The sequence below is a fragment of the Nocardia mikamii NBRC 108933 genome (genome assembly GCF_001613505.1).
GTDB lineage: Bacteria > Actinomycetota > Actinomycetes > Mycobacteriales > Mycobacteriaceae > Nocardia > Nocardia mikamii.
This window is the reverse complement of record NZ_BDCM01000016.1, coordinates 159,194-182,677: the sequence shown is the minus strand read 5'-3', so window position 1 is coordinate 182,677 and position 23,484 is coordinate 159,194. Positions and strand designations below refer to the sequence as shown.

The following is a 23,484-nucleotide window of genomic DNA, read 5'->3' as shown; positions in this document are numbered from 1 at the left end:
TATGCGTGTCATGGCACAGCTGGCCATGGTGATGAACCTGGACAAATGCATCGGCTGTCACACCTGCAGCGTCACCTGCAAACAGGCCTGGACCAACCGGGGCGGCACCGAGTACGTCTGGTTCAACAACGTCGAAACCCGTCCGGGACAGGGATATCCGCGGCAGTACCAGGATCAGGAGAAGTGGAAGGGCGGCTGGACACTGGACCGCCGCGGCCGCCTCACCCTGAAGTCCGGATCGCGCATGAAGCGCCTGCTCAACATCTTCGCCAATCCGGACCTGCCGACGGTATCGGACTACTACGACCCCTGGAGCTACGACTACGACACTCTGCTGTCGGCGCCGGCCATGGACACCACCCCGGTGGCACGGCCCAAATCGCTGATCACCGGCGAGGATACGAAGGTCACCTGGGGCGCGAACTGGGACGACGACCTCGGCTCCGGACCGGAACAGGTCGGCCGGGACCCGTTGCTGGCGCGGCTGTCGGACCAGGTCAAACTCGAATTCGAGCAGACCTTCATGTTCTATCTGCCGCGCATCTGCGAACACTGCCTCAACCCGTCCTGCGGCGCCTCCTGCCCCTCGGGTGCGATCTACAAGCGTGCCGAGGACGGCATCGTGCTGGTCGACCAGGACAAATGCCGCGGCTGGCGGCAATGCATCACCGGCTGCCCGTACAAGAAGATCTACTTCAATCACAAGACCGGCAAGGCCGAGAAATGCACGTTCTGCTATCCGCGCGTGGAAGTCGGTATCCCGACCGTCTGCTCGGAGACGTGTGTGGGACGACTGCGCTACATCGGCGTCATGCTCTACGACGCCGACGCGGTCCTCGAGGCGGCCTCGGTCACCGATCCGGAGCAGCTGTATCCGTCGCAGCTGGGCGTATTCCTCAATCCGCACGATCCACGGGTGATCAGCGAGGCCGAACGCGCCGGCATCTCGCCGGAATGGATTGCCGCGGCGCAGGATTCACCGGTGTACAAGCTGATCGTCGACTACAAGATCGCGTTGCCGCTGCATCCGGAATACCGGACCATGCCGATGGTCTGGTACGTGCCGCCGCTGTCGCCGGTGGTGGATGTGCTGGCCGAGACCGGGCACGACGGTGAAGAAGCCCGAAATCTGTTCGGCGCCATCGATTCGCTGCGCATTCCGGTGGAATATCTGGCCGAGCTGTTCACCGCCGGGGATATCGGGCCGGTGCGCGCGGCATTGCAGCGGCTGGCGGGGATGCGGTCGTTCATGCGCTCGATCAACCTCGGCCAGGAACCCGATCTGACGATTCCCGGCGCGGTGGGCCTGGAACCGGAGGAGATCGAGGCGATGTACCGGCTGCTGGCCATCGCCAAATACGAGCATCGGTACGTGATTCCGTCGGGCGCGACATCCAGGGCGCACGAATTGGATTCGCTGGCGACGGGTTGCAGCCTGGAGGGCGACGGCGGGCCGGGTATGACCGCCTTCGATGTCACTTCGGAGAAGTTCGCCCTCGTCGATGCCAATACGGCCGCCCCCGAGCAGAAGTCGTCGCGGATCAATCTGCTGAACTGGGACGGCGGGTCGACCGAGGGGCTGGTGCCGCAACGCAACGGCAACGGTGCCGCGAACGGGCATTCGGGAACGAACGGGCACGGGAGCGGCACCGCACACGACGTAGCCGACGACACGCTGCCGGAACCGACCGGAGCGAGCCGATGAGGACGTGCCACCGTCCCGGTTCCGCACGACGAGAGGTGCGGTCATGGGACTGCTGACGTTACGAAAGCGCCCCGCGCCGGTCGTCCGGATGTCAGAACGGGATCGCCGGCTGATCTGGCGGATCTCAGCGCTGCTCCTCGATTACCCCGGTCCGGACACGCTGGCGATGCTCGCCGACCTGTCCGATGCGGTGGCCTCGCTCCCGGAGCCGGTGCGCCCCGATCTCGATCGGCTGCTCACCCACCTGACCGGTACCGCACCGCTGACCCTGGCGCGCGACTACGTCGACACCTTCGACCTGCGCCGGCGCGCCAGCCTGCATCTGACCTATTACGCCTACGGCGACACCCGCAAGCGCGGTATGGCGCTGCTGCGGTTCAAGCACGCCTATCGGCACGCCGGGGCGGAGTTGTCGGATCGCGAACTGCCCGACCATCTTCCGGTGCTGCTGGAGTTCGCCGCCACCGTCGACCCGATCGGCGGTGAACGACTGCTCGGCGAACACGTACCGGTGCTGGAGATGTTGCGGCTGTCGCTCACCGACAGCGAATCGCCGTATGCCGGCGCCCTGGCCGCCGTCCTCGCCACCCTGCCCCCGCCCACCACGGCAGATCGCCGCCGGATCGCGGAACTGGCCGCGCAGGGACCGCCGGACGAGGACGTCGGGCTCGAGCCGTATTCGATGAACGGCGAGTCGATGCATCCCGCCATGAACCCCGACCTGTACTCGCCGCCCGCCGCCGGAACCTCCGCCACCGCAGGGCTTTTCGCCGGATCCGGAGATCGACGATGACATCCACCGTCTGGGCCACCCTGCCCTACATCGCCTTCACCTCGTTCGTGCTGGGCCACCTCTGGCGCTATCGCAACGACCAATTCGGCTGGACCACACGGTCTTCCCAGATCTACGAATCCCGGCTCCTGCGCCTGGGCAGCCCGCTGTTCCACTTCGGCATGCTCGGTGTGATCGGCGGACACGTGCTGGGCGTGTTGATTCCGGAGTCGTGGACCGACGCCGTCGGCATCTCCGAGCACCTCTATCACGTGGTCGCCGTCTCCGCGGGTACGGTGGCGGGCGTCGCGGTGATCGCCGGTATCGCGATCCTCGCCTATCGCCGCGTGCGTGTCCAGGCCGTGCGCAAGGCGACCACCACCAACGACAAGTTCATGTACGTGCTGCTCGCCGCCGCGCTGGTCACCGGGCTGCTCAATACCGTCGGCAGTAATCTGCTGTGGGGCACGTACAACTATCGCGAGACCGTATCGCCGTGGTTCCGAAGCCTTTTCACGGCCCATCCGCAGCCGGACCTGATGGTCGGCACCCCCTGGACCTTTCAGGCGCACGGGCTCATCGTGCTGACGCTCATCGCCGTCTGGCCCTACACGCGGCTGGTCCACATGTTCAGCGCCCCGGTCGGCTATCTGGTGCGCCCGTACGTGGTGTACCGCAGCAAACCTGTCGATATGGCGAACAAGAAGAAGTACGCGCGGGCCTGGCAGAGCCCGGTACTGCCGCCCTCGCGCTGATTCGCTCCGTAGCCCTTGACCTGGAGCGCACTCCACGGACTAGCTTCGCCGGTATGAGCGATTCCATCGGGCCCGCACCGAGTTTCGGCATCAAGACGACACCCGCGCACGTCGGCTACGAGGACATCCTGCGGGTGTGGCTGGAGGCCGACGACATACCCGAGATCGAGCACGCCTGGTTGTACGACCACCTGCTGCCGCGGGCGGCGGTCGGGCTGCCCGGACACGACGGCGATTCGACGGGGAGCAGGTCGGCGGGCCCGGTCCTCGAGGGCTGGACGCTGCTGGCGGCGCTGGCGGCGCGGACGCGACGACTCCGGCTCGGATTGCTGGTGTCCAACAACCGGATTCGGCATCCGGCACTGCTGGCGAAGATGGCCGCCACCGTCGACGTGATCTCGGGTGGACGACTGGATTTCGGGATCGGCGTCGGCGGGTTCCCACGCAACGATCCCCGCTTCGCGACGATGGTGGCGCCCGAATACGCGGCGTACGGCATTCCGGTCGGCGCGTGGCGCGATGCGGTGAGCAGTTTGGGTGAGGCATGCGTCCTGATCCGGCGGATGTGGACCGAGGAGGTGTTCGACTTCCCGGGCGAACACTTCCCTCTCACCGGCGCCCAATGCGATCCGAAACCCGTCCAGCGGCCCCACCCGCCGATTCTGCTCGCCGGTGCGGGCGCGTCGACGCTGCCGATCGTGGCCGCCCACGCCGATCTCTGGAATGTGATCGGACCCCCGCTGACCGGTGTCGACACCCTCCGCGAACACAGCCGGGCACTGGACGACCACTGCGCGGCGATCGGCCGCGATCCCGCACACATCACCCGTTCGGCGCAACTGCCCATCTCCTACGATGCCCCGGGCCGCATACGCGAGACGCTGCTCGAGCTGATCGACGCCGGTTTCACCCACCTGGTCCTCAACCCGCCCGCCCCGTACCCGGACGGAGTCGCCCACTGGATCGCCGACGAAATCATCCGCCCGACCCTGGACGCCGCCCCGCACTGAGCAGTTCTCCTCCGGAATTCCCGTCGCGGCGCCGTTGTTGCCCGGATCCGAGGGCCGAGTTGTCGAATCGGAAGGGAATGTGCCGCATGTCACAGGGATTGGTCGAGGAGCCGGGGATTCGCCTGGACGAATTGTTCGCCGAATTTCACGCGGGATCGTTGCGGTTGCGGAACCGGTTCGCGATGGCCCCGATGACGCGGGCGAAATCGCCCGACGGTATTCCGAATGCGGAGAATATCGACTACTACCGCGAACATGCGGCCGGAGGTGTCGGTCTCATCATCACCGAGGGAACCTACGTCCGGGGACCGGCGGCCGGGCCGATCCGGAAGGTGCCGCGGTTCTACGGCGACGAGAGTGCGGCCGGGTGGCGGGCGGTGGTCGAGGCCGTGCACGCCGAAGGAGCGGCCATCGTGCCGCAGCTGTGGCATACCGGCGTCGATCGCGGGAACGAACCCCGCTTCGAGCCGGAGACGCCGACCGTGAGCCCCTCCGGAGTGGACTTCACCGGAGCGCCGGTGGGACGGGCGCTGACGACCGGCGACCTGGACACGCTCGTCGACTCGTATGTGGAGTCCGCGCTCCTGGCCCGGGAGCTGGGATTCGACGGCATCGAACTGCACGGCGCGCACGGCTATCTGCTCGATCAATTCTTCTGGGCCGCAACCAATCACCGTGACGACGACTACGGCGGCTCCCTCCGGCGGCGCGCCGCCTTCCCGGCTCGGGTGGTCGCTGCCGTGCGCGCGGCCGTCGGACCGGATTTCCCGATCATCTACCGCTTCTCGCAGTGGAAGGGCGTCGACTACAGCGCGCGCATCGCCGAGAGCCCGGCGGAACTCGAAGAGTTGCTGACCCCGCTCGTGGAAGCGGGTGTCGACATCTTCCACACCTCGCTCCGTCGGCACTGGCTACCCGAATTCACCGACGCCGCCGACGATCTCAGCCTGGCCGGCTGGACCAAGAAGATCACGGGGCTGCCGGTGATCACCGTCGGTTCGGTCGGCGTGGACAGCGTCTTCCGCGGCGACACCATCGACGAAACCCAGGCGCAACGCTTCACTCTGCTGCGCGAACAGTTCGAGCGGGGCGAATTCGATGTCGTCGCATTGGGCCGGGCACTGCTCGCCGACCCGGAATGGGTGAACAAGATGCGGGCCGGGCGACTCGCCGACATCACTCCTTTCCGCTGACCTCGGCCGCTCCCGGCGACACTCCCCGGACCGCTGCCGCTTCGATGGCTCTTTTCATCTCCGCGGCGCCGTATTCGATACGGATCCGGACTTCGGGGGCGCGTTCGTCCGGGAGCAGATCGGTGGTCCAGATCAGTCGTCCGGTCTGTGAATCCGTCTCGCGCACTTCGAAAGACGCGTGGTGATGGGTGAGAGCCGGACGCGAACCCTCGATCACGCTGTAGGCCAGGCGGCGCAGATCGTCGTCGACGCTGACGATGCGTTCGCGGATCACGTGGCCGTCGGGGAAAGTCAGAACGCGGTGCTCGCCCTCGAGCGCGGTATCGGCGACCCGGCCGGGTAGCAGGCGCTCGTGCACGGCGCCGATATCGCGCAGTACGTCCCAGATGTGTTGCGGCGGTGCGTCGATCGCGATGTCGTGGCGGATGGTGGCCATAGATCGACGCTACCCGGGGCGGGGTCCGCCGGAAACCGGACCTCGTGGACGCTCGCGTATGGGAGCGAGCGTCCGGACCATGGGAACACTCACCGTTTCCCGGTGTACTGAGTGCATGACAGCGACCACCGCCACCGCCACCTCGACCACCTCCGGCTTCGCGACCGGCTCCCTGATCGGCGCGACCGTCACCACCGGCCTGCTGGCCGGCGTCTTCTACGCCTACGCCAGCTCGGTGATGCTGGCCCTGCGCCAACTCGACGACCGCACCTTCGTGGACGTGATGAACCGGATCAACACCGTCATCGTCAACCCGGTCTTCATGCTCAGCTTCCTCGGGTCGGTCGCCTTCACCGGCCTCGCCGCCGTGCTGTACTGGCGCACCGATCAGCGCACCGTGCTGTGGTGGGTCCTGCTCGCCCTGGCCCTCAACGTGATCAGTTTCCTCATCACCTCGGGCGGTAACGTCCCGCTGAACAACCAGCTGGCCGACACCTCCTCCGGCGATTTCGCCACCCTCCGCCACCAGTTCGAAGGCCCCTGGATCACTCTCAACATCCTGCGAGCCCTCGCCAACACCGGCGCCCTCGGCGTCCTCGCCTGGGCCCTGCGCACCACGAACAAGGGGTAAGAGCCCCGGCGACCTGCGATAATGCGGGCGAGAAAATTCTTTCGGAAAATTTCGGCGGCCGTGTCGATCCGTAGTGGTTGTCGTTCGACCTAGGGGTGAGAGGGTCCGAGGGGATCCGCGAGACGAAGGAGACACACCATGAAGTACATGCTGATCATGCGCGCCACGGACGAGGCCTACGCGAGCATGGGCGAGGTCGATTTCGGCACCATGCTGGAGACGATGGGCAAGTTCAACGACGAGTTGATCCGGGCGGGCGTACTGCTCGCCGCGGAGGGACTCGACCCTGCCGAGAGCGTGGTGGTCGATTACGACGGGGAAACCCCGGTCGTCACCGACGGTCCGTACGGCGAGACCAAGGAACTGTTCGGCGGGTTCTACCTTCTCAACGTGGCCTCGAAGGAGGAGGCGGTCGAGTGGGCGAAGCGGATGCCGGTCATCGTCAAGGGGTGCAAGACCGAGATCCGGCGGGTGCCCACGATCGACGAATTCCCGCAGGACAACGTCTGGATTCAGAAGGAGCGGGCGTGGCGCGAGGCCACCGGCCAGCTCTGAACGGAACATCCGGATGACGGCCGATCCCACCGGACGCGAGGCGGTCGCCGCGGTGTGGCGGATCGAATCCGCGCGCATCGTCGGCGCGCTGGCCCGCTACACCGGCGATTTCGCCCTCGCCGAAGATCTGGCGCAGGAAGCACTGGCCGAAGCGCTGGTCACCTGGCCGCGGGAGGGGACACCGCACAATCCGGCCGGTTGGTTGCTCACGGTGGGGCGGCGGCGCGCGATCGACACCTTCCGCCGCCGTTCGGCCCTCGACGATCGCTACGCCGCCCTCGCCCGCGACTTGGGCGAGGGCGGCGTGCTGACCGGCGGGCCCGGGGCGGATCCGATGCGTTCGGCAGCGGAACCGCTGTGGGATCCCGATCGCATCGACGACGACGTGCTGGCTCTGATCTTCACGGCGTGTCATCCGGTGCTCTCCCGGGAGGCGCGGGTCGCATTGACGCTGCGTGTGGTCGGCGGTCTCACCAGCGACGAGATCGCCAAAGCATTTCTCGTTCCGGCCGCGACGGTTCAGGCTCGGATCACCCGCGCGAAGAAAACGCTTGCCGCGGAACACATTCCGTTCGAAGTACCGGCGACGGGTGAGCGTGCTGCCCGGCTGAGCTCGGTGCTCAGCGTGATCTACCTGATCTTCACCGAAGGTTCGTCGGCGAGTTCGGGCACCGAACTGATCCGCTTCGATCTGGCCGGGGAAGCACAGCGGCTGGCTCGGGTGCTGTCCCATCTCGTACCGGACGAACCGGAGGTGTACGGCCTGCTGGCGCTGCTCGAGCTGACCGCGGCCCGCTTTCCGGCGCGGACGGGCCCCGACGGTGAGCCGGTGCTGCTGGAGCATCAGGACCGGCGGCGCTGGGACCGTGCGGCGATCCGGCGCGGCCGCGCCGCCCTCACCCGCGCCGGACAGGTCGGCCGCGGACTGGGCTATTACGGCGTGCAGGCCGCGATCGCCGAATGCCACGCCGTCGCCGGCTCGGTCACCGACACCGACTGGGACCGCGTGGTGAGCCTCTACGAAGCGCTGGGCCGCCTGGCGCCGTCACCGGTGGTCGAGCTGAACCGGGCGGTCGCGGTCGCGATGGCGAAAGGCCCGGACGCCGGACTCGCGATCGTGGACGGTCTCCGCGCCGAGGGCGCGCTGCCGAATTCCCACCTGCTGCCGACCGTACGGGGCGAACTGCTGGCCCGCCTGGGCCGCACCGGCGAAGCCCGCGAGGAGTGGGAGATCGCCGTGCGCCTGTGCGGCAACGACCGCGAGCGAGCGGTATTGCACAGCAAACTCGCCGACCTCGGCTGACGAACCGGGCCGCCCCGCAGCCCGGTCACGCGACGGTGAGGAAGCGCCCCGTGCCCTGTGACCCCAGCACCGGCGCGGCCACCCCGTTGCCGAAAACATAACGGCCGCCGACGAATACGGCGTTCACCGTGTCGTCGTTGCGATTGACCATGCGCGACAGGTTGCCGAAGTACGGCATCGTCTGTTCGGTGTAGCGCTCGAGTCCCGCGTCCAGGCGGGCCGGGTCGATCACCACCGCGTCGGCGCGGTCTCCGACGCGCAGATGTCCCGCGTCGAGCCCGTACCAGTCGGCCAGTTCCCCGGTGAGCCGGTGCACCGCGTGTTCCACCGACATGAACGGGCGCCCCGCCAGATCGGCATCGCGGACCCGGCGCAGCAGCCGCAGCCCGAAGTTGTAGAAGGCCATATTGCGCAGGTGCGCACCGGCGTCGGAGAAACCCAGCTGCATGCCGGGATCGGCGGCGAAGCGATCCAGCACACGCGGCCGGTGGTTGGAGATCGTGGTGCGCCAGCGCACCTTGGGCCCGTACTCCACCACCAGATCGAGGAACGCGTCGACCGGATGCACTCCCCCGCGTTCCACACCGACCTGACCGAAGGTCTTGCCGACGACCGAGTTGTCCGGACATTCCACGATCTCGGCGTCGAAGAAGTCGCGATGCCACACCCGCGGGCCGAACTTGCGGTCGTAATCCTTACGGAACTGGCGGCGATAGCTTTCGCTCTGCAACATCCGGTGGCGCTCGTCCAGCTGATTCGACAGGTGCAATGCCGCTGCACCGGAACCGAATTCCTCGAACACCACCAGATCGATACCGTCGGCGTACACCTCGAACGGCACCGGCAGATGCTGGAACCGGAAATCGCCGCCGAAGGCGTTGATCGCCCGCGCCAAGGCCGGAAACACGTACGCCACCAGGGGAATCGCCTTGATGTCGGCCGCCGAGAGCAGACTCACCTTGAGATGCGGCTGCCCGATTCCCAGACTCGACAGCGCCATCGCCACCAAGCTCTGCGGCCGCGCCACATCCGGCCCGCCCTGCAGAGCGCGCCGTCGAGCCCGCAGGATCGAATTGAGCTGGTGCCGTTCGCGCATCGTGGCGTAGGTGGAGGGCAGAGTGCGGGAGCGGCAGGTCTCGCCGTCGAGTTTGTCGAACATCAGCTGTTGCGAGGACATGCCCACGAAACCGGCATCGAGAGCCTCGTCCAGATGCCGGCGCATGACGGTCAGCTCGCCGGCGGTCGGCTTCACCTCCGTGCGGGTGGCGCGGTCCAGCCCCATCTCCGCGGCGCGGATATCCGAATGCCCGAGGAACGCCGCCACATTCGGCCCCAGCGGCGAGGCATCCAGGGCCGCGGCGTATTCGTGGGCGTTGCGCCAGGTCTTCACATCGCCGACGGCGTCGATCACATGTCCGCGCGGGATGGCTTCCACCCGGCCGAACAGGTCACCGGCGGTTTCGGCGCCGACGTGCACGGTGGACAGCGAACAGGAGCCGAGCAGGACGGTCGTGACGCCGTGGCGAACCGATTCCGACAGCGACGGGTCCAGCAGGACCTCCACGTCGTAATGGGTGTGGATGTCGAGCATCCCGGGGATCACCCATTTGCCGGTGGCGTCGACGACGGTCTCGCAACCGGATGCGTCCAGGGGTTCGGCCGAGACGGCGGCCACTCGCCCGTCGCGGATACCGACGTCGCGCACCGCCGACGGCGCGCCCGTGCCGTCGAACCAGGTACCGCCCTTGATGATGCTGTCGTACATGACAGTGCCTCTTTCACCCACCCGCCCCGGCGGGGCGCGTCAGATCTCTATCTCGCGCCGCACGACCTTGCCGGTCGCGTTGCGCGGCAACGGTTGTGCCGTGATCACCCAGCGGGCGGGCACCTTGAAGTAGGCGAGCCGCTCGGCGGTGAAGGCCCGCAGCTCGTCCTCGGTCACGACGGCGGGATCGGCGACGACCACGACGGCCGCCACCTCCTGCCCCAGATCCGCATGCGGCACACCGAGAACCGCCGATTCCAGCACCGCGGGGTGCTCGTCGAGCACGTTCTCGATTTCGGTCGGGTACACGTTCTCCCCGCCGCGCAGGATGAGATCCGACCGCCGTCCCGACAACCGCAGCCGGCCCTCCTCGATCACACCGAAATCGCCGGTGTGCAGCCACCTTTCGGCATCGATGGCGGTGGCGGTGGCGGCCGGGTCGTTCCAGTAGCCGAGCATCACGTACGGGCTGCGTACACAGATCTCGCCCTCCTCGCCGTCGGGCAGCGTCGTGTTGTCCGGATCGCGAATCTCGACGCTCACGCCGATGATCGGCATCCCGACGGTGTCGGGATGGGCGGCCAGCACCGGCGGCGTGGCAACCGTTGCCGCGGTGCCGCTTTCGGTGAGGCCGTAGCTCGTGGTGAGCGCGACCTCGGCCATCGGCAGTTCCCGGCGCAGCCGTTGATGGAAGGCCGGCGAGGACGGGGCGGCGTTGAGCGAGAACGCCACCAGACTCGACAGGTCGTAACGGGACAGGTCGTGTTCGAGCATGCGGCTGACCATCGTCGGCACCGCACCCCAGTTGGTCACCCGTTCCCGCTCCATCAGCGACAGCACTCGTTGCGGGTCGAAGCTGCCGGTGTTGATCACCACGGTCGCGCCCGTGGCCAGCCGCGGAATGATCAGATTGTGCAGGCTAGCGATATGAAACAGCGGTGAGGTCAACAGGAATCGGCGGTCGCTGGGCCCCGGCCCGAGCTGTTGCCCGCGGAAGGCGGCGGCCATGGCATCGGTGAATCGGTGATAGTCGCAGACCGCCAGCAGGTTTCGCTGGGTGTGCACCACACCCTTGGGTCGCCCGCTGGTGCCGCTGGTGTAGAGGATGACCGCCGGGTCGTCCTCCGCGATCGACACCCGAGGCGCCGGACCGGGATGGTCGGCGATCAGCTGCGGCAGATCGGTTTCCATGGTGAGAACCGGAATGTCGCTGCCCACCTCCGCCGGCAGTGCGGCTCGCTTCGCGTCGGCGACGACCACCGTCGGGCGGGTGTGCTCCAGGCCGTAGGCGATTTCGCGGGGCGCCCACCACGCGTTGTAGCCCACCGGAATCGCGCCGAGCACCTGCGCCGCCCAGAACGTCGTCACCCATTCGGGCGTGTTCGCGGCGAGGATGCCCACCCGGTCGCCCTTGCCGACACCGTATCGATCGGCGAGTGCGCGCGCGAGAGCCGTTGCCGCGGCGCCGTGTTCGGCGAAGGTGATCCGGCGGTCGGGGGTCACCAGATAGTCGTGGTCGCCCCAGGCCGTACCCGCGTGGAACAGCTCGGCCATACTGCGCCGCCGATTGCGCATCACCGGAATCGGCGCGCCCAGAACCTCTTCGACGACCATCTCGAACGGCCCGCCGGGACCGGTGAGGTCGGCGGTGATCCGGGCGGCGATGGCCTGCGGGTCGGCAGCTCGCGTCATAACCTTCACTTTCTGCTTACGGGATGAGTACGGCGCGACCGCGGATGAGGCCCCGGTCGAGTCGTTCGAATGCGGCCGGGCCCTCGGCGAGGTCGAAACGTTCGACCGACACGCCGATGGCGCCGCGCTGCGCGAGCGCGACCGAGGCGTACAGATCACTTCTCGTGCCGCCGTACGATTTTCGGACGGTGGCGCCCCACGGCAGGCCGGGTCCACCGGCGGGCCCGGCGTCGATGCCCGGAATACCGCCGTCGAGCCCCACCATGCGGTAGGCGCCGTTCGGCGCGACCGTTTCGACGGCCAGTTTCGCGGTGGCGTCGTTGCCGACGAAGTCGAAGACCGCTTCGGCGCCCCGGCCGTCGGTGAGGTCCAGAATCCGGGCGGCGGTCTTCTCGTCGGCCGGCAGGGTGAGGTCGGCGCCGCATGCCGTGGCGAGCTCCAGTTTCTCCGCGGAGATGTCGACCGCGATGATGCGGCAGGCCGTGGTGGCCTTCAGGATCTGCACCGCGACATGTCCGAGCCCGCCGATGCCGATCGCGACGGCGGTGGCGCCGGGCCGCAATTGGTCGGCGGCCCCGCGGATGGCGTGATACGGCGTGAGCGCCGCATCGGCCAGCGGCGCCGCCGTTTCGAAGTCCAGCTCGCCGATGGGCACGAACGAATTCGCCGGAATGCGAACGTATTCCGCCATCCCCCCGTCCGGCCCGAGTCCCGGGCACGGCGGCATCGCGGTGCGACCCGCCGCGAGGCAGACGTTCTCGTTACCGCTCACACATTCCCGGCACATGCCACAGGACCAGCACAGGTAGACCAGGCCCCGCTCCCCCGCGCGACGACCGTCGACCTCGGCGCCGACGGCCTCGATGGTGCCGGCGATCTCGTGCCCCATCGTCAGCGGATCCTCGCGCAGCGGGAACGGCAAGCCGAGCACGAAGGAATCCGAATGGCAGATTCCGGCCGCCCCGACCTTCAGCAGCAGATCGGTGGGTCCGATCTCGGGGATCGGGACCTCGCGAAGCTCCAGCGTGCCGGGCCCGGTCAATTGCAATGCGCGCATCTTCTGTTCCTCACCGCGGCGTTCGGCGCAGCGCCGGACGTGACGTGGCACACACGGTAGCACTCACTGGACACAGCGTCCAGTGAGTGTGCGGGCGTCTATCATCGACGTCATGCCTTCGGAATCGACCGCCCGGCGCGGATCGCTGCGCGATGAGCAGAAGCGTGCGACGCGGATGCGCATCGTCGAGGAGGCGCGGCAGTTGTTCGCGCGTGAGGGCTATCTGGGAGTGCGCGTCGACGACATCGCGGCCGCGGTTGGCTGCAGCCGGGCCACCTTCTACTTGCATTTCACCGGTAAGACGGAGGTACTGCGGGCGATCGCCGAACAGGGCACACTCGCCAGCGTCCAGTTCTTCTACCGGGATCTGGACCGCGTACTGGCCACCGGCTCCCGCGCGGAGTTCACCACGTGGATGCGCCGGGCCATCGAGTGGTTCTTCGACAACAAGGATCTGCTTCCCGCCTGGGACGAGGCGACCGCCCTGGAACCGGAATTCCGCGACCTCGCGCGGGAGGGCATCATGCAGCTCGCCGACGGGATGCCGGACTATCTGGCGCGCTGGCCCGAGGGCCGCCGCGACGAAGCGCGCCTGCGCATCGAACTACTCGTGGCGCAGCTGGAACGCTTCTTCACCCGATGGGCGATGCAGGGCACCATCGAGGTCACCGCGGCCGCCGCCGCCGAAGTGCTCACCGATATCTGGTTCCCCGCCCTGCAGGCACCCGAATAACACTGCGGTACAACGTCTTCCAATTATTTCCGCGGGAGCGTACGAGCGTATCCGAGCCCGCGATCCAGCCAGGTGTGCAGCACCTCGTCGTCGTCGAGATGTTCCGGCGCCACCCGCAGCCAGTTCCGCATCTCCCGCCCGCCCATCACCATCGGCGCCACCGCGGAGCCGTCGATGAGCTCCTCGGCCTGCGCCGGATCGACCCGGACCAGCAGTCCGCCCTGACCGCTGGCCGCCACCGCCATATTGCCGCCGACCAGGAAGGCCAGCCCGCCGAACATGCGCTTTTCGACCGTCTCGGTCACGGCGGGCCCGAGCAGGTCCCGGATCCGGTCCGCCAACTCTTCGTCATAGGCCATACGGCATTCTCACACCGGGTACCGACAGATTCCGATCGATCCCGCGGTGGGCGGTTCGAAGAATTCACCGAGAATTCGCGCCCTTGGGAACCCGCAGCGGTTGCTCCGGTGCGGTGGTTGGACCAGCATCCAACCTCATGCGGAATCGCTTGAATCCTGCCGGTGACATCCCCGATACCGGAATCCCCGAGCAACTGGCCGCCACCATGACGATGGCCGAACAGCACGAATGGCACCGGGGATATCTGCGGCGGCATGCGGTCTCGCGGCGGAACTTCCTGCGCGGTTCGGCCGCGGCCGCCGCGGTGGCCGCCGTCGGCACCTCACCGTTCGCGGGGCGGGCCTATGCCGATCAGGCGCAGCTCGCGGTGGGCGGCCGCCACGTCGGCTTCGGCCCGGACGCCGCCAGCCAACTGCGCTTCGCCGCGCAGCTGTCGCGTAATCCCAGCGGCGCCAAGGTCTTTCTCGACCATGGACCTACCCCGGCGCTCGGCGCGAGCGTCGAGGCGGAGGTGCGCGATCTGGTGACCCAGATCCCCACGAGCGACAGCGGCGTCCTCGCCGCCGAACAGTTCTATGTGCACGCACCGGTCGACGGCCTGCCCGGACGGCTGCCGCATTTCTACCGCTGGCGCACCTCCGACGGATTCGTCGGCGACATCCGCGCCGCGTCGACCGCGATGCCGAGTGTGCGCAACGCGGTATTGCCCTTCCGGTTCACCATGATGGGCGATCAGGGCACCGACGACACCCCCGCCCAGCCGGCGGGCGTCGCCCCCGGCGACTACGACGACAAGTACTACAAACCCGACAACGACCCGGCGGTCCCGCACGCGGACAACGTGATGCGGCAGATCGTGGCCTGCGAGCCGGATTTCCATGTGCTGGCGGGCGATATCGCCTACGCGGATCCCTCGGGCGCGGGGAAGAAGCCACGGTACGTCGCCGCCGGCGACAAGCTGCCCGACGGATTCGACAAGTTCAACCCGTACGTGTGGGACGTGTATTTCGGCGCCATCGAAGCCAGCGCCTCGACCACACCGTGGATGTTCGCCACCGGCAACCACGACATGGAGGCCGCCTACGACACCCACGGGTACGGCGGCCACCTGGCCCGCCTGGACCTTCCGGCCAACGGGCCCGCGGGCTGCCCGTCGGCGTACTCGTTCACCTACGGCAATGTGGCGGTGCTGTCGCTGGACGCCAACGACGTCTCCTATGAGATCAAGGCCAACACCGGCTATTCGGGCGGCGCCCAGACCAGTTGGGTGGAGCGGACTCTCGCGGAGTACCGCGCGAATCCGAATATCGACTTCATCGTCTGCTTCTTCCACCACTGCGCGTATTCGACCACCGATTCCCACGCCAGCGACGGCGGTCTGCGTGATGCCTGGTGTGCGCTGTTCGATCGCTACCAGGTCGATCTGGTGCTACAGGGACACAACCACATCTTCGAGCGCACCGACCCGATCCGCGGCGGCCGCCCGACCAAGGCGGCGGGCGACAACGCGATCGTCTACCCGGACGCGGACGGCACCGTCTACTACACGGTGGGCGGCGGCGGCCGTCCCCGCTACGGCTTCCAGCCCGGCTCCCCGGAGACCTACCGCGGCCACGAGGTGCCCGACACCGCGGTGCCCAACAGCTATGTGTGGACGCCGGCGGGCACCAAACAGGACGAGGCCGCGCCCTGGTCGCGGGTGCGGTTCCGCAACTACTCCTTCATCCGGGTCGATGTGCGGCCGGGATTCTTCGCCAGCGAGATGGATGTGGTGGCCGTCGACGAGTACGGCCGCGAATTCGACAAGGTGACCTATCGCCGGCAGGTGGGCCGCTGACCCGCGGCGCGGGCCGGGTCAACCCGTTGGCCCGCTGAGTCGTCCCGCGGAGCCGCTGACCGGGCCGCCGGCCCACCACACCGCGACCGGCGGCCACCATGGCGGTCATGCGTTTCCATTTCGCCGAGGCGGGCGGGGACCCCGCGCACTGGGTGGACCTCGCGCGGGCCGCGGAGCGGGCCGGTTTCACCGGTATCTGCCTGGCGGACAGCCTGGCCTATCCGCGCGACGGCGACCCGCGTTACCCCTACACCGCCGACGGCCGGCGAGAGTTCCTGCGCGGCAAGCCCTTTGCCGAGCCGATGATCGCCGCCACCGCGATCACCACGGCCACGACCACACTGCGGGTCACACCGTTCGTGCTGAAATTGCCGGTGCGCCCGCCCGTCCTGGTGGCCAAACAGGCCGCGACGCTGGCGGTGCTGAGCGGCAACCGGCTGTCGCTGGGCGTCGGAATCAGTCCGTGGCCACAGGATTTCACCATGATGGGCGTGCCGTTCGAGCGGCGCGGCGCACGCCTGGACGAAGGTATCGACATCGTGCGCGGCCTGTGCGGCGGCGGTGAATTCGCCTATCGCGGACAGATCTACGACCTGCCCGCCGTGGAGATCACTCCGGTCCCCACCACACCGATTCCGATCCTCGTCGGCGGGCACAGCGAGGCCGCGCTGCGGCGTGCGGTCCGGCGTGGCGACGGGTGGATGCACGCGGGCGGCGACCCCGGCGAGCTGGCCGCACTCCTGGGTCGCCTGGCCGAATTGCGTTCGGAATACGAGACTTCCGCGTCGGCGCGAACCACCGAATTCCAGATCCACGTGGTGGCGCGCGACCCCTTCGACACCGCGGGCATCGCACAGTTGGCCGCCTCGGGTGTCACCGATGTGATCGTCGGATTCCGCAGCGTCTACGACGCCACGCCGGATATCCGCGGCCTCGCCGAGAAGGTCGATGCGCTCACCCGCTACGGCGAGACCGTCATCGCCGCGCACCGATAGGAGAATCATGGCCGACCATCCGGCTCGGGCGGCGGGACTGGCGTCCCAGCACGCCGTCCGCACCAAGGACCGAGCCACCTGGCTGAATCTGTTCGCCCCGGACGCGGTGGTGGAGGATCCGATCGGCCGATCGCCGTACGACCCCACCGGGAACGGCCACCGCGGCCGGGACGCGATCGCCGCGTTCTGGGATACCGCCATCGCCGAGAGCGATATCGCGTTCCGGATGCGCGACTCCTACGCCTGCGGCGCCGAGGTCGCTTTCGTCGGGACCATCACCAGCGTCCGGCGGGAGATGACCGTCGAGGTCGACGGGGTGTTCACCTACCGGGTGGACGCCGACGGCCGCATCGCCGCCCTGCGCGCGTATTGGGAACTCGACCGGGCTCGCCGCACCCCGTCCGAGCCGGATACGGCCGGCTGACCGAATCCGGCCTACACTCCCAGCGCCGGGGCGAAGACCGACCACGAGTCGTGCAGATCGTCCTGCCAGTACACCCACGCGTGGGTGCCGTTGCGGCGCACGACGGTCGCCGGAATGCCCAGGGCGGCAAGGCGGCCGGTCAGCTGTCCGGTGCAGGAGTCGACGACGCTCTCCATCACGCCGCCGACCGCGACCCGGTTGGCCAGCGCGCCCGCGTTGCCGCCGATGGAGGGATCGGCGAGGGTGTCGTGCACACCGGGCACCCCGTTGCCCGAGGAGATGTAGAGGGCTGTTCCGCGCAACCGATCGGCGTTCACCACCGGATCGTGAGCGGCCCAGTCCGGATCACCCGGTACCCCCCACATATTCCCGGCATTCGCCCCGAAGACGCCGAGCTGCGAATACACGTACGCCTGCGGAATCGGGCCGTTGGTCAGCGGGCAACCGCTGTAGGCGCCGACCGCCTGGTACAGGCCCGGCGAGCCGATCGCCAGATCGAGTGCCGAGGTCGCCGACATCGAGGTGCCCGCGACGGCATTGCGGCCCGTCATCTGGAACCGTGAGTTGAGCAGCGGCGGCAGCTCCTGGGTCAGGAACGTGGTCCACTCGTTGCGGCCCAGCACCGGATCGTCGGACTTCCAGTCGGTGTAGTAGCTGGCCCTCCCGCCCATCGGGACGATCACGTTCACCGGTTTGTCGGCGAAGAATTGCGCGACGTCGGTGCGGTTGGTCCACGGGCCGCCGTCCTCACCGCCGTCGACGGCGTTGAGCAGATACAGCGCCGGCGCCGCGAAATCCGGATGCGACATCCAGACGGTGATCTGCTTGTTCATCGCCGGGGAATAGACCACCACCGAATATTGGCGACCGCCCAGCGGATGGACGTCGACGATGGCGGGCCCGCCGGGATCTGCCGAGGCTACCGCGGGCACAATCGCGGCAATCGAGGCGAAGGCGGCGAACAGGACAGCAAAACAGCGTGGGAGCCGGTGCATACGCGGAGTATTCCACCGTGTCGCGGTCCCCGCAGCACTCTCGGCAGGGCGTGTCCACCGGGAGCCCGGGCCCGCAGGCGGCGACCTCCGCGGGCCCGGCGCCGGCGGTCCGCATCCTCCGGGCTATCCGTCCGCGCAGCTGCCACACTCCGGCCACGCCGACGTCACCACCGCGGGGTCCGGTGGTGACGTCCACGGAGGCGGCTCAGTGCGCGGCGACGGCGGCCCGGATCGCGGCGATATCGATCTTCGACATGGTCTGCAGCGCGGCGCCGGCGACCGCCGCGTGCTCGCCGCCCATCAACGCCGCCAATTCGGCCGGTACGACCTGCCAGGACAGGCCGTAGCGATCGGTCAGCCAGCCGCACGGCCCCGGCTTGCCGCCCGCGGTCAGCGCCGCCCACAACCGGTCCACCTCGTCCTGCCCGTCGACCACCAGCTGAACGGAGGCGGCATCGGTGAAGGGATGGCCGGGACCGCCGTTCATCAGCGTGAGCGCGTGTCCGGCCAGATCGACCTGCACGATGAAGGCCGAGCCGTCGGGGTTACGGGTGATGCCCGTGATGCGGGCTCCGGGAATGTGCTCGGTGTAGAACCGGGCGGCTTCCTCGGCGGCACTGTCGAACCAGAGGAAGGTGCTGATGTCGGTCATGATCGCTCCTGAGGTGTGTTTCCGACTCGCTGTCACCCCCTGGTCGAGGCCGATCTCGCACATTCGACACAGTTCGCGAATTTCCTCGAGATTTTTTTTCGCCGGACCTATTCGGCGGCGAGACGATCCAGTGCCGCCCGGCTCGCTTCGTCGGCGGCGCGGTAGATGATCAGCCGCTGATCGGGGTCCTGCAGCGGCATCAGCGCTTCGTAGGCGACGGTGACCGCACCCACCCGCGGATGATGCATCGTCTTGCGCCCGCGGCCCTGCACCCGCACATCTCTGCGCTCCCACAATTCGGCGAATTCGGCACTGCCCGTGCGAAATTCGTCGATCAGCTCGGCCAGGACCCGGTCATCGGGATGGGCGGCCCAGGCGGCGCGCAGACCGGCGATCCCCTCCCGCACGGTCCGTTCGCGATCGGCGTAGAAGTTGCCCATCCCCGGATAGAGCAGGCACAGCCACATGGAGTTGCGATGCCGGGGCGGCAGCGTGTCGAAATCCAGCAGCAGCCGCGACATCTCGCGATTCCAGGCCAGGATGTCGTAGCGGTGGTTGAGCACCATCGCCGGTATGGGCGCCAGATCCGCGACCAGCCGGGCCAGCTCCGGTGAGGCCGTGGTCGCCGGTTTGCCGTCGTCCGGGGGCCGCTGCCGGGCCAGGTCGAACAGGTAGATGCGCTCGTCCGGCGCGAGGCGCAAGGCCTGCGCGAGCGCGTCGAGAACCTCCGGCGAGGGGCGCAAACCACGTCCCTGTTCCAGCCGCACGATGTAGTCGGTGCTCACGCCGGCCAGTTCGGCGACCTCCTCGCGGCGCAGTCCCGGGGTACGGCGGGACCGGCGGCGCAGCGGCAGCCCGAAATCACCCGGATCCAGTCGTTCGCGCCGGGTGCGCAGAAAGGCCCCCAGTTCCTGTGTCACTTCCACGGTGCCGGTCATCGCTGTCGATCCTACGACGAGGCTGGTACCGGCGATCCCAGGAAAAACCTTCCCTTACCGCGTTCGCCCCGGCCGCGCAGACTTGCCGTCGAGATCGAATCCACACAGGAGGAAGATATGGCGCTCACTCTCGACACCTATCTGCTGCTCGGCCGGTCCGGACTGCGGGTCTCACCGCTCGCACTGGGCACCATGACCTTCGGCGCCGACTGGGGCTGGGGCGCCGAACGGGACGAGGCGCGCAAACTGTTCGACGACTACGTCTCGCGCGGTGGCAACTTCATCGATACCGCCAGCGTCTACACCAACGGCAGTTCCGAGCGGCTGCTCGGCGAATTCACCCGCGACAATCGTGAAAGCCTGGTGCTGGCAACGAAGTACACGATGTTGCGGCGGCCCGGCGACCCGAATTCCGGCGGCAACAACCGCAAGTCGATGTTCGCCTCGGTGGAGGCCAGCCTGCGCAACCTGAACACCGACTACATCGATCTGCTGTACCTGCACGCCTGGGACTTCACCACGCCGGTCGAGGAGGTGCTGCGCGGCATGGACGATCTGGTCCGGCAGGGCAAGGTGCTCTACGTCGCCATCTCCGACACCCCGGCCTGGCAGGTGGCGCGCATGCAGACCATCGCCGACCTGCGCGGGTGGTCTCCGCTGGTGGCGCTGCAGGTGGAATACAGCCTGATCGAGCGCACCGTGGAACACGACCTGTTCCCGATGGCGAGGGAACTCGGGCTCGGGGTGATCCCGTGGTCGCCGCTCGGCAGCGGCGTGCTGACCGGCAAATACACCGCCGCCGATCTGGACGCCTCGGCGGCGGGATCGCCGGAGGGCAGTCGTAAGAACGTCGCGCTGGCCAACGGTTCGCTGACCGAGCGGGGCCTCGCGATCGCCGAGGTGGTGAAGGAGGTCGCGGCGGAACTGGACCGGACACCGGCCCAGACGGCACTCGCGTGGACGCTGCGGAATCCGGCGGTGACCGCTCCCATCATCGGGGCGCGCACCCCGGCTCAACTCGCCGACAATCTGGGCGCCCTGGATGTGGAATTCGATGCGGCGCAACTGGATCGGCTGGACGCGGCCAGTGCCGTCGAACCCGGATTCCCGCACAATATGCTCGCTCGCGAGATGACCGATACCGTGATCAACGGGGACCTGACGGTCGTCCCGCGATCCTGAACGACTCGTGACCCCTGCGACCGGTCACCACACGGCCGCAGGGGTCACGCCGGTGGCCCGTCGAGTACGCGGCGGGACTCACCGGCAGTAGCGCTTCGCCGGGGACCAGGACGCCGGCCCGCACGCGTGCCGCCACTACCGCAGAGGTATCGGGATACCGTCGAATCAGGCTGCGGTGGTGAGGAATTCGGCTGCCGCGGTGCGGTACCGGTCGACCAGCAGGCGCACGACCGCGGGATGCACGCCGAGCGGTTCGGCGATTCCGTCGGCACCGGCCTCGCGCAGGCGCTGATGGAACAGCCCGTGCGCCAGCAGATACGAGGCGACGAACACCCGCTCGGCTCCGGTCTTCCGCAGGGCGGCAACGACATCCGGCACTCGCGGCTCGCCGGTCGCGATATAGGCCGTGCGGACCGCGACGCCCAGCTCCTCCGCCAGCATGGCCGTCGCCTGCCGCACATCGTGGCGCGCACGCGCGTCGGAGGATCCGGCCGCCGCGACGACCACCGCGTCGCCGGGACGCATCCCGGCCTCGTGCAACCGCATCCGCATCACCCGGGCCAGCATCGGGTCCGGGCCCATCGCCGGGGTCACCACCACATCCGAATGCCCGCTGTCGCGGACTTCGCGCGGAACATCCTGGTAGACGTGGTAACCGGAGGCGAGAAAGGCCGGAACCACCACGGCCGGAACACCGTTGCGCTCGCGCAGCACCTCGGCGGGGGTGGGGCCGAGCACGTCGACGAAAGCGGTTCGTACCGGCACGTCGGCGCCGTTACGTCCCATCTCCGCACGCACCGCATCGGCCAGCGCGGCGATCATCCGCACCCCGGTGGCACTCCGGGTGCCGTGCGCCACCAGCACCAGCGCGGGGGCGCTCACCAGACCCCCGCCATGGGCGCGGGGCGCTGCGGACGCAGCGACGGGGCGTACCCGCCCGGCGGGCGGGAGGTGTTGTCCACGCATTCGGCGGGGTCGAGAGCGAGCCGATAGCCGCGCTTGACCACGGTCTGAATCGCCTTCGGGGTACCGAGACCCGCACGCAGCCGCGCGATTCCGGTCTCTACGGCATGGGTGTCGTCCCCACCACCGGGCAGCGCCGCGAGCAGATCCTCCCGGGACACCACCCGGCCGGGCTGGCGGGCCAGCGCCCGCATCAACGCCATCGGCGCGGGAGCGAGCTGACGCACCGAACCGTCCACCACGACACAGCCGCCACGCACGCTCAGTTCGTGCCCGGCGGCGTGAATCCGATTGGCGCGGCGCGGAAGTTCCTCGGCGACGTGGCGGGCCAGCGCCCCGAGTCGCGCGCGGCCCGGCATGGACGTCGGCACCCCGAGTTCCTCCAGCGGTGCGGCGGTGATCGGCCCGACGCACGCGGGCAGCACCCGCGAACGCATCGCCTGCAGGACGCCCTCGAGCAGCCCGGTTTCCTTCGCCCGCATCAACATCGAGGCCACCGCGGGTGCGCTGGTGAACGTGACGCAGTCCAGTGCGGAGGTGACCACACCCTCGATCAGGCGGTCCATCGGCACACGATCGTCCGGTGGCACCCAGCGATACACCGGCACCGGCACGACATCGGCGCCGGCGCAGCGCAACACCTCGCAGAAGTCGGGTACCGGCTCCCATTCGGTGGTCGCACCGTGCAACTGCACCGCGATGCGCACGCCTTCGACACCCGCCGCCAGCAGGTGATCGAGCACCTCGGCGGACGATTCGGAGGCCGGCGACCATTCCTCGCGCAGTTCGGCGGCCCGGATGGCGCCCTTGGCCTTGGGGCCACGTGCCAGCATGCGCGTGGAAGCCAAAGTGTCCCGGAGGTTTTCGGCCAGGCCCCACCCCTCGGCCGCTTCCATCCAGCCGCGGAAGCCGATGCCGGTGGTGGCGACGGCGATCTGCGGCGGATCGGCGACCAACTGCCGGGTCACCCGCTCCAACTCGGTGTCGTCGGACAGGGGAATGATGCGAATCGCCGGGGCGGACACGATATTCGCGCCGCGGCGACTCAACAGCGTGGCCAGTTCGTCGGCCCGGCGGGCGGCTGTCACACCGATGGTGAAGCCGTCCAGGGGTTTCAATTCGGTGGGTCGCGCTTCGCTCACGGTGTACCGCCGTACTGCACCGGTTCGTTGGTCACCGCGACGACCCCGTCGACGACGCGCACGCCGTAGACGGGCAGTGCGACCGAGTCGTCGTCCAGGCAGTGGCCGTCCAGCAGCGAGAACGACTGCTTCAGCAGCGGCGAGGCCACGACCGGCACACCGGCGCGGTCACCGACGATGCCGCGCGACATGACCGCCGCCCGCCCGAACGGATCGATATTGCCGACGGCGTAGAGCGTGCCGTCGGGCAGCAGGAAGAGCGCGGCCTGCCGTCCGCCCCTGAGCAGTACCGCCACGCCGCGGCCGGGAATCAGATAATCGAGCCGGCAGGCCGAGGTCCAGCCGGTGGTGGTCGCCGGTGCGAAGCCGGGTGTGTCGATAACGGTCAT

General features: G+C 68.4%; 24 protein-coding genes. 13 read left to right on the top strand and 11 right to left on the bottom strand.

Features of this window, described 5'->3' with window-relative positions; translation table 11 throughout:
• The first annotated feature begins 1 nt into the window (after window position 1).
• The 5 genes from narH (at window position 2) to NMI01S_RS26685 (ending at window position 5,435) form a co-directional block, all read left to right on the top strand.
• Entirely contained in the window at window positions 2–1,705 is a 1,704-nt protein-coding gene (gene narH, locus NMI01S_RS26705) for a nitrate reductase subunit beta (RefSeq protein ID WP_084513294.1), read from the top strand.
• A gap of 43 nt (window positions 1,706–1,748) precedes the next feature.
• A complete protein-coding gene (narJ, locus tag NMI01S_RS26700) occupies window positions 1,749–2,498 on the top strand; it encodes a nitrate reductase molybdenum cofactor assembly chaperone (RefSeq protein WP_063001439.1) in 750 nt (249 codons plus the stop codon).
• On the top strand, window positions 2,495–3,232 hold the full coding sequence (gene narI, locus NMI01S_RS26695; protein ID WP_063001438.1) for a respiratory nitrate reductase subunit gamma: 738 nt from the start codon (window positions 2,495–2,497) through the stop codon (window positions 3,230–3,232). The genes narJ and narI overlap by 4 nt, the downstream gene beginning before the upstream one ends.
• A gap of 53 nt (window positions 3,233–3,285) precedes the next feature.
• Complete coding sequence (locus NMI01S_RS26690) at window positions 3,286–4,242, top strand: LLM class flavin-dependent oxidoreductase (protein WP_063001437.1); 957 nt, start codon at window positions 3,286–3,288, stop codon at window positions 4,240–4,242.
• Between the two features lie 86 nt (window positions 4,243–4,328).
• Window positions 4,329–5,435: an NADH:flavin oxidoreductase gene (locus NMI01S_RS26685; RefSeq protein WP_084513293.1), complete on the top strand. Its 1,107-nt coding sequence runs from the start codon at window positions 4,329–4,331 to the stop codon at window positions 5,433–5,435.
• Here NMI01S_RS26685 and NMI01S_RS26680 read toward each other — a convergent pair.
• The gene (locus NMI01S_RS26680; RefSeq protein ID WP_063001436.1) at window positions 5,419–5,871 is read right to left on the bottom strand and encodes an SRPBCC family protein; all 453 of its coding nucleotides are present in this window, start codon (window positions 5,869–5,871) and stop codon (window positions 5,419–5,421) included. The genes NMI01S_RS26685 and NMI01S_RS26680 overlap by 17 nt on opposite strands.
• Before the next feature lie 115 nt (window positions 5,872–5,986).
• Between NMI01S_RS26680 and NMI01S_RS26675 the strand changes: the two genes are divergently transcribed.
• The 3 genes from NMI01S_RS26675 to NMI01S_RS26665 all read left to right on the top strand — a co-directional run bounded on the left by NMI01S_RS26675 (window position 5,987) and on the right by NMI01S_RS26665 (window position 8,360).
• Window positions 5,987–6,502: an anthrone oxygenase family protein gene (locus tag NMI01S_RS26675; protein ID WP_062963458.1), complete on the top strand. Its 516-nt coding sequence runs from the start codon at window positions 5,987–5,989 to the stop codon at window positions 6,500–6,502.
• A gap of 138 nt (window positions 6,503–6,640) precedes the next feature.
• Window positions 6,641–7,057, top strand: coding sequence for a YciI family protein (locus NMI01S_RS26670; RefSeq protein ID WP_036504404.1), 417 nt, complete (start codon window positions 6,641–6,643; stop codon window positions 7,055–7,057).
• Between the two features lie 13 nt (window positions 7,058–7,070).
• Window positions 7,071–8,360 (top strand): RNA polymerase sigma factor, encoded by a 1,290-nt coding sequence (locus NMI01S_RS26665; RefSeq protein ID WP_063001435.1) that lies wholly within the window; start codon window positions 7,071–7,073, stop codon window positions 8,358–8,360.
• A 25-nt stretch (window positions 8,361–8,385) separates the two neighbouring features.
• On the opposite strand, the gene NMI01S_RS26660 is transcribed toward NMI01S_RS26665, so the two are convergent.
• From NMI01S_RS26660 to NMI01S_RS26650, 3 genes are read right to left on the bottom strand one after another with little or no spacing between them, the layout of a single operon-like run.
• Window positions 8,386–10,125, bottom strand: a complete 1,740-nt coding sequence (locus NMI01S_RS26660) for an N-acyl-D-amino-acid deacylase family protein (protein ID WP_063001434.1) — start codon at window positions 10,123–10,125, stop codon at window positions 8,386–8,388.
• Window positions 10,126–10,164: 39 nt separating this feature from the next.
• Entirely contained in the window at window positions 10,165–11,817 is a 1,653-nt protein-coding gene (gene casG / locus NMI01S_RS26655) for a steroid-24-oyl-CoA synthetase (protein WP_063001433.1), read from the bottom strand.
• 16 nt (window positions 11,818–11,833) lie between these two features.
• Entirely contained in the window at window positions 11,834–12,874 is a 1,041-nt protein-coding gene (locus NMI01S_RS26650) for an NAD(P)-dependent alcohol dehydrogenase (RefSeq protein WP_063001432.1), read from the bottom strand.
• Between the two features lie 112 nt (window positions 12,875–12,986).
• Between NMI01S_RS26650 and NMI01S_RS26645 the strand changes: the two genes are divergently transcribed.
• Window positions 12,987–13,607 carry a TetR/AcrR family transcriptional regulator gene (locus NMI01S_RS26645; protein ID WP_063001431.1) on the top strand — a complete coding sequence of 207 codons (621 nt, stop codon included), beginning with the start codon at window positions 12,987–12,989 and terminating at the stop codon, window positions 13,605–13,607.
• A 23-nt stretch (window positions 13,608–13,630) separates the two neighbouring features.
• Here the strand turns inward: NMI01S_RS26645 and NMI01S_RS26640 are convergent, their stop codons facing one another.
• Entirely contained in the window at window positions 13,631–13,966 is a 336-nt protein-coding gene (locus NMI01S_RS26640; protein ID WP_063001430.1) for a TfoX/Sxy family protein, read from the bottom strand.
• Between the two features lie 137 nt (window positions 13,967–14,103).
• Between NMI01S_RS26640 and NMI01S_RS26635 the strand changes: the two genes are divergently transcribed.
• The 3 genes from NMI01S_RS26635 to NMI01S_RS26625 all read left to right on the top strand — a co-directional run bounded on the left by NMI01S_RS26635 (window position 14,104) and on the right by NMI01S_RS26625 (window position 17,223).
• Window positions 14,104–15,804 carry a metallophosphoesterase family protein gene (locus NMI01S_RS26635; protein WP_063001429.1) on the top strand — a complete coding sequence of 567 codons (1,701 nt, stop codon included), beginning with the start codon at window positions 14,104–14,106 and terminating at the stop codon, window positions 15,802–15,804.
• A gap of 107 nt (window positions 15,805–15,911) precedes the next feature.
• Complete coding sequence (locus NMI01S_RS26630; RefSeq protein ID WP_063001495.1) at window positions 15,912–16,799, top strand: TIGR03619 family F420-dependent LLM class oxidoreductase; 888 nt, start codon at window positions 15,912–15,914, stop codon at window positions 16,797–16,799.
• A gap of 7 nt (window positions 16,800–16,806) precedes the next feature.
• Window positions 16,807–17,223 (top strand): nuclear transport factor 2 family protein, encoded by a 417-nt coding sequence (locus NMI01S_RS26625; protein WP_063001428.1) that lies wholly within the window; start codon window positions 16,807–16,809, stop codon window positions 17,221–17,223.
• Between the two features lie 11 nt (window positions 17,224–17,234).
• Here NMI01S_RS26625 and NMI01S_RS26620 read toward each other — a convergent pair whose 3' ends face one another.
• From NMI01S_RS26620 to NMI01S_RS26610, 3 genes are all read right to left on the bottom strand, one after another.
• A complete protein-coding gene (locus NMI01S_RS26620) occupies window positions 17,235–18,218 on the bottom strand; it encodes an alpha/beta hydrolase (RefSeq protein ID WP_063001427.1) in 984 nt (327 codons plus the stop codon).
• A gap of 205 nt (window positions 18,219–18,423) precedes the next feature.
• A complete protein-coding gene (locus NMI01S_RS26615; RefSeq protein ID WP_063001426.1) occupies window positions 18,424–18,870 on the bottom strand; it encodes a VOC family protein in 447 nt (148 codons plus the stop codon).
• A 107-nt stretch (window positions 18,871–18,977) separates the two neighbouring features.
• Window positions 18,978–19,808 (bottom strand): helix-turn-helix domain-containing protein, encoded by an 831-nt coding sequence (locus NMI01S_RS26610; protein WP_063001425.1) that lies wholly within the window; start codon window positions 19,806–19,808, stop codon window positions 18,978–18,980.
• Between the two features lie 117 nt (window positions 19,809–19,925).
• On the opposite strand from NMI01S_RS26610, the gene NMI01S_RS26605 reads away from it, so the two are divergent.
• Entirely contained in the window at window positions 19,926–20,990 is a 1,065-nt protein-coding gene (locus NMI01S_RS26605) for an aldo/keto reductase (RefSeq protein ID WP_063001424.1), read from the top strand.
• 165 nt (window positions 20,991–21,155) lie between these two features.
• On the opposite strand, the gene NMI01S_RS26600 is transcribed toward NMI01S_RS26605, so the two are convergent.
• From NMI01S_RS26600 to nirD, 3 genes are read right to left on the bottom strand one after another with little or no spacing between them, the layout of a single operon-like run.
• A complete protein-coding gene (locus tag NMI01S_RS26600) occupies window positions 21,156–21,872 on the bottom strand; it encodes a sirohydrochlorin chelatase (protein ID WP_063001423.1) in 717 nt (238 codons plus the stop codon).
• A complete protein-coding gene (locus tag NMI01S_RS26595; RefSeq protein WP_245717039.1) occupies window positions 21,869–23,095 on the bottom strand; it encodes a uroporphyrinogen-III synthase in 1,227 nt (408 codons plus the stop codon). The genes NMI01S_RS26600 and NMI01S_RS26595 overlap by 4 nt, the downstream gene beginning before the upstream one ends.
• Window positions 23,092–23,484, bottom strand: a complete 393-nt coding sequence (gene nirD, locus NMI01S_RS26590) for a nitrite reductase small subunit NirD (RefSeq protein WP_063001422.1) — start codon at window positions 23,482–23,484, stop codon at window positions 23,092–23,094. Before nirD ends, NMI01S_RS26595 begins: the two co-directional genes overlap by 4 nt.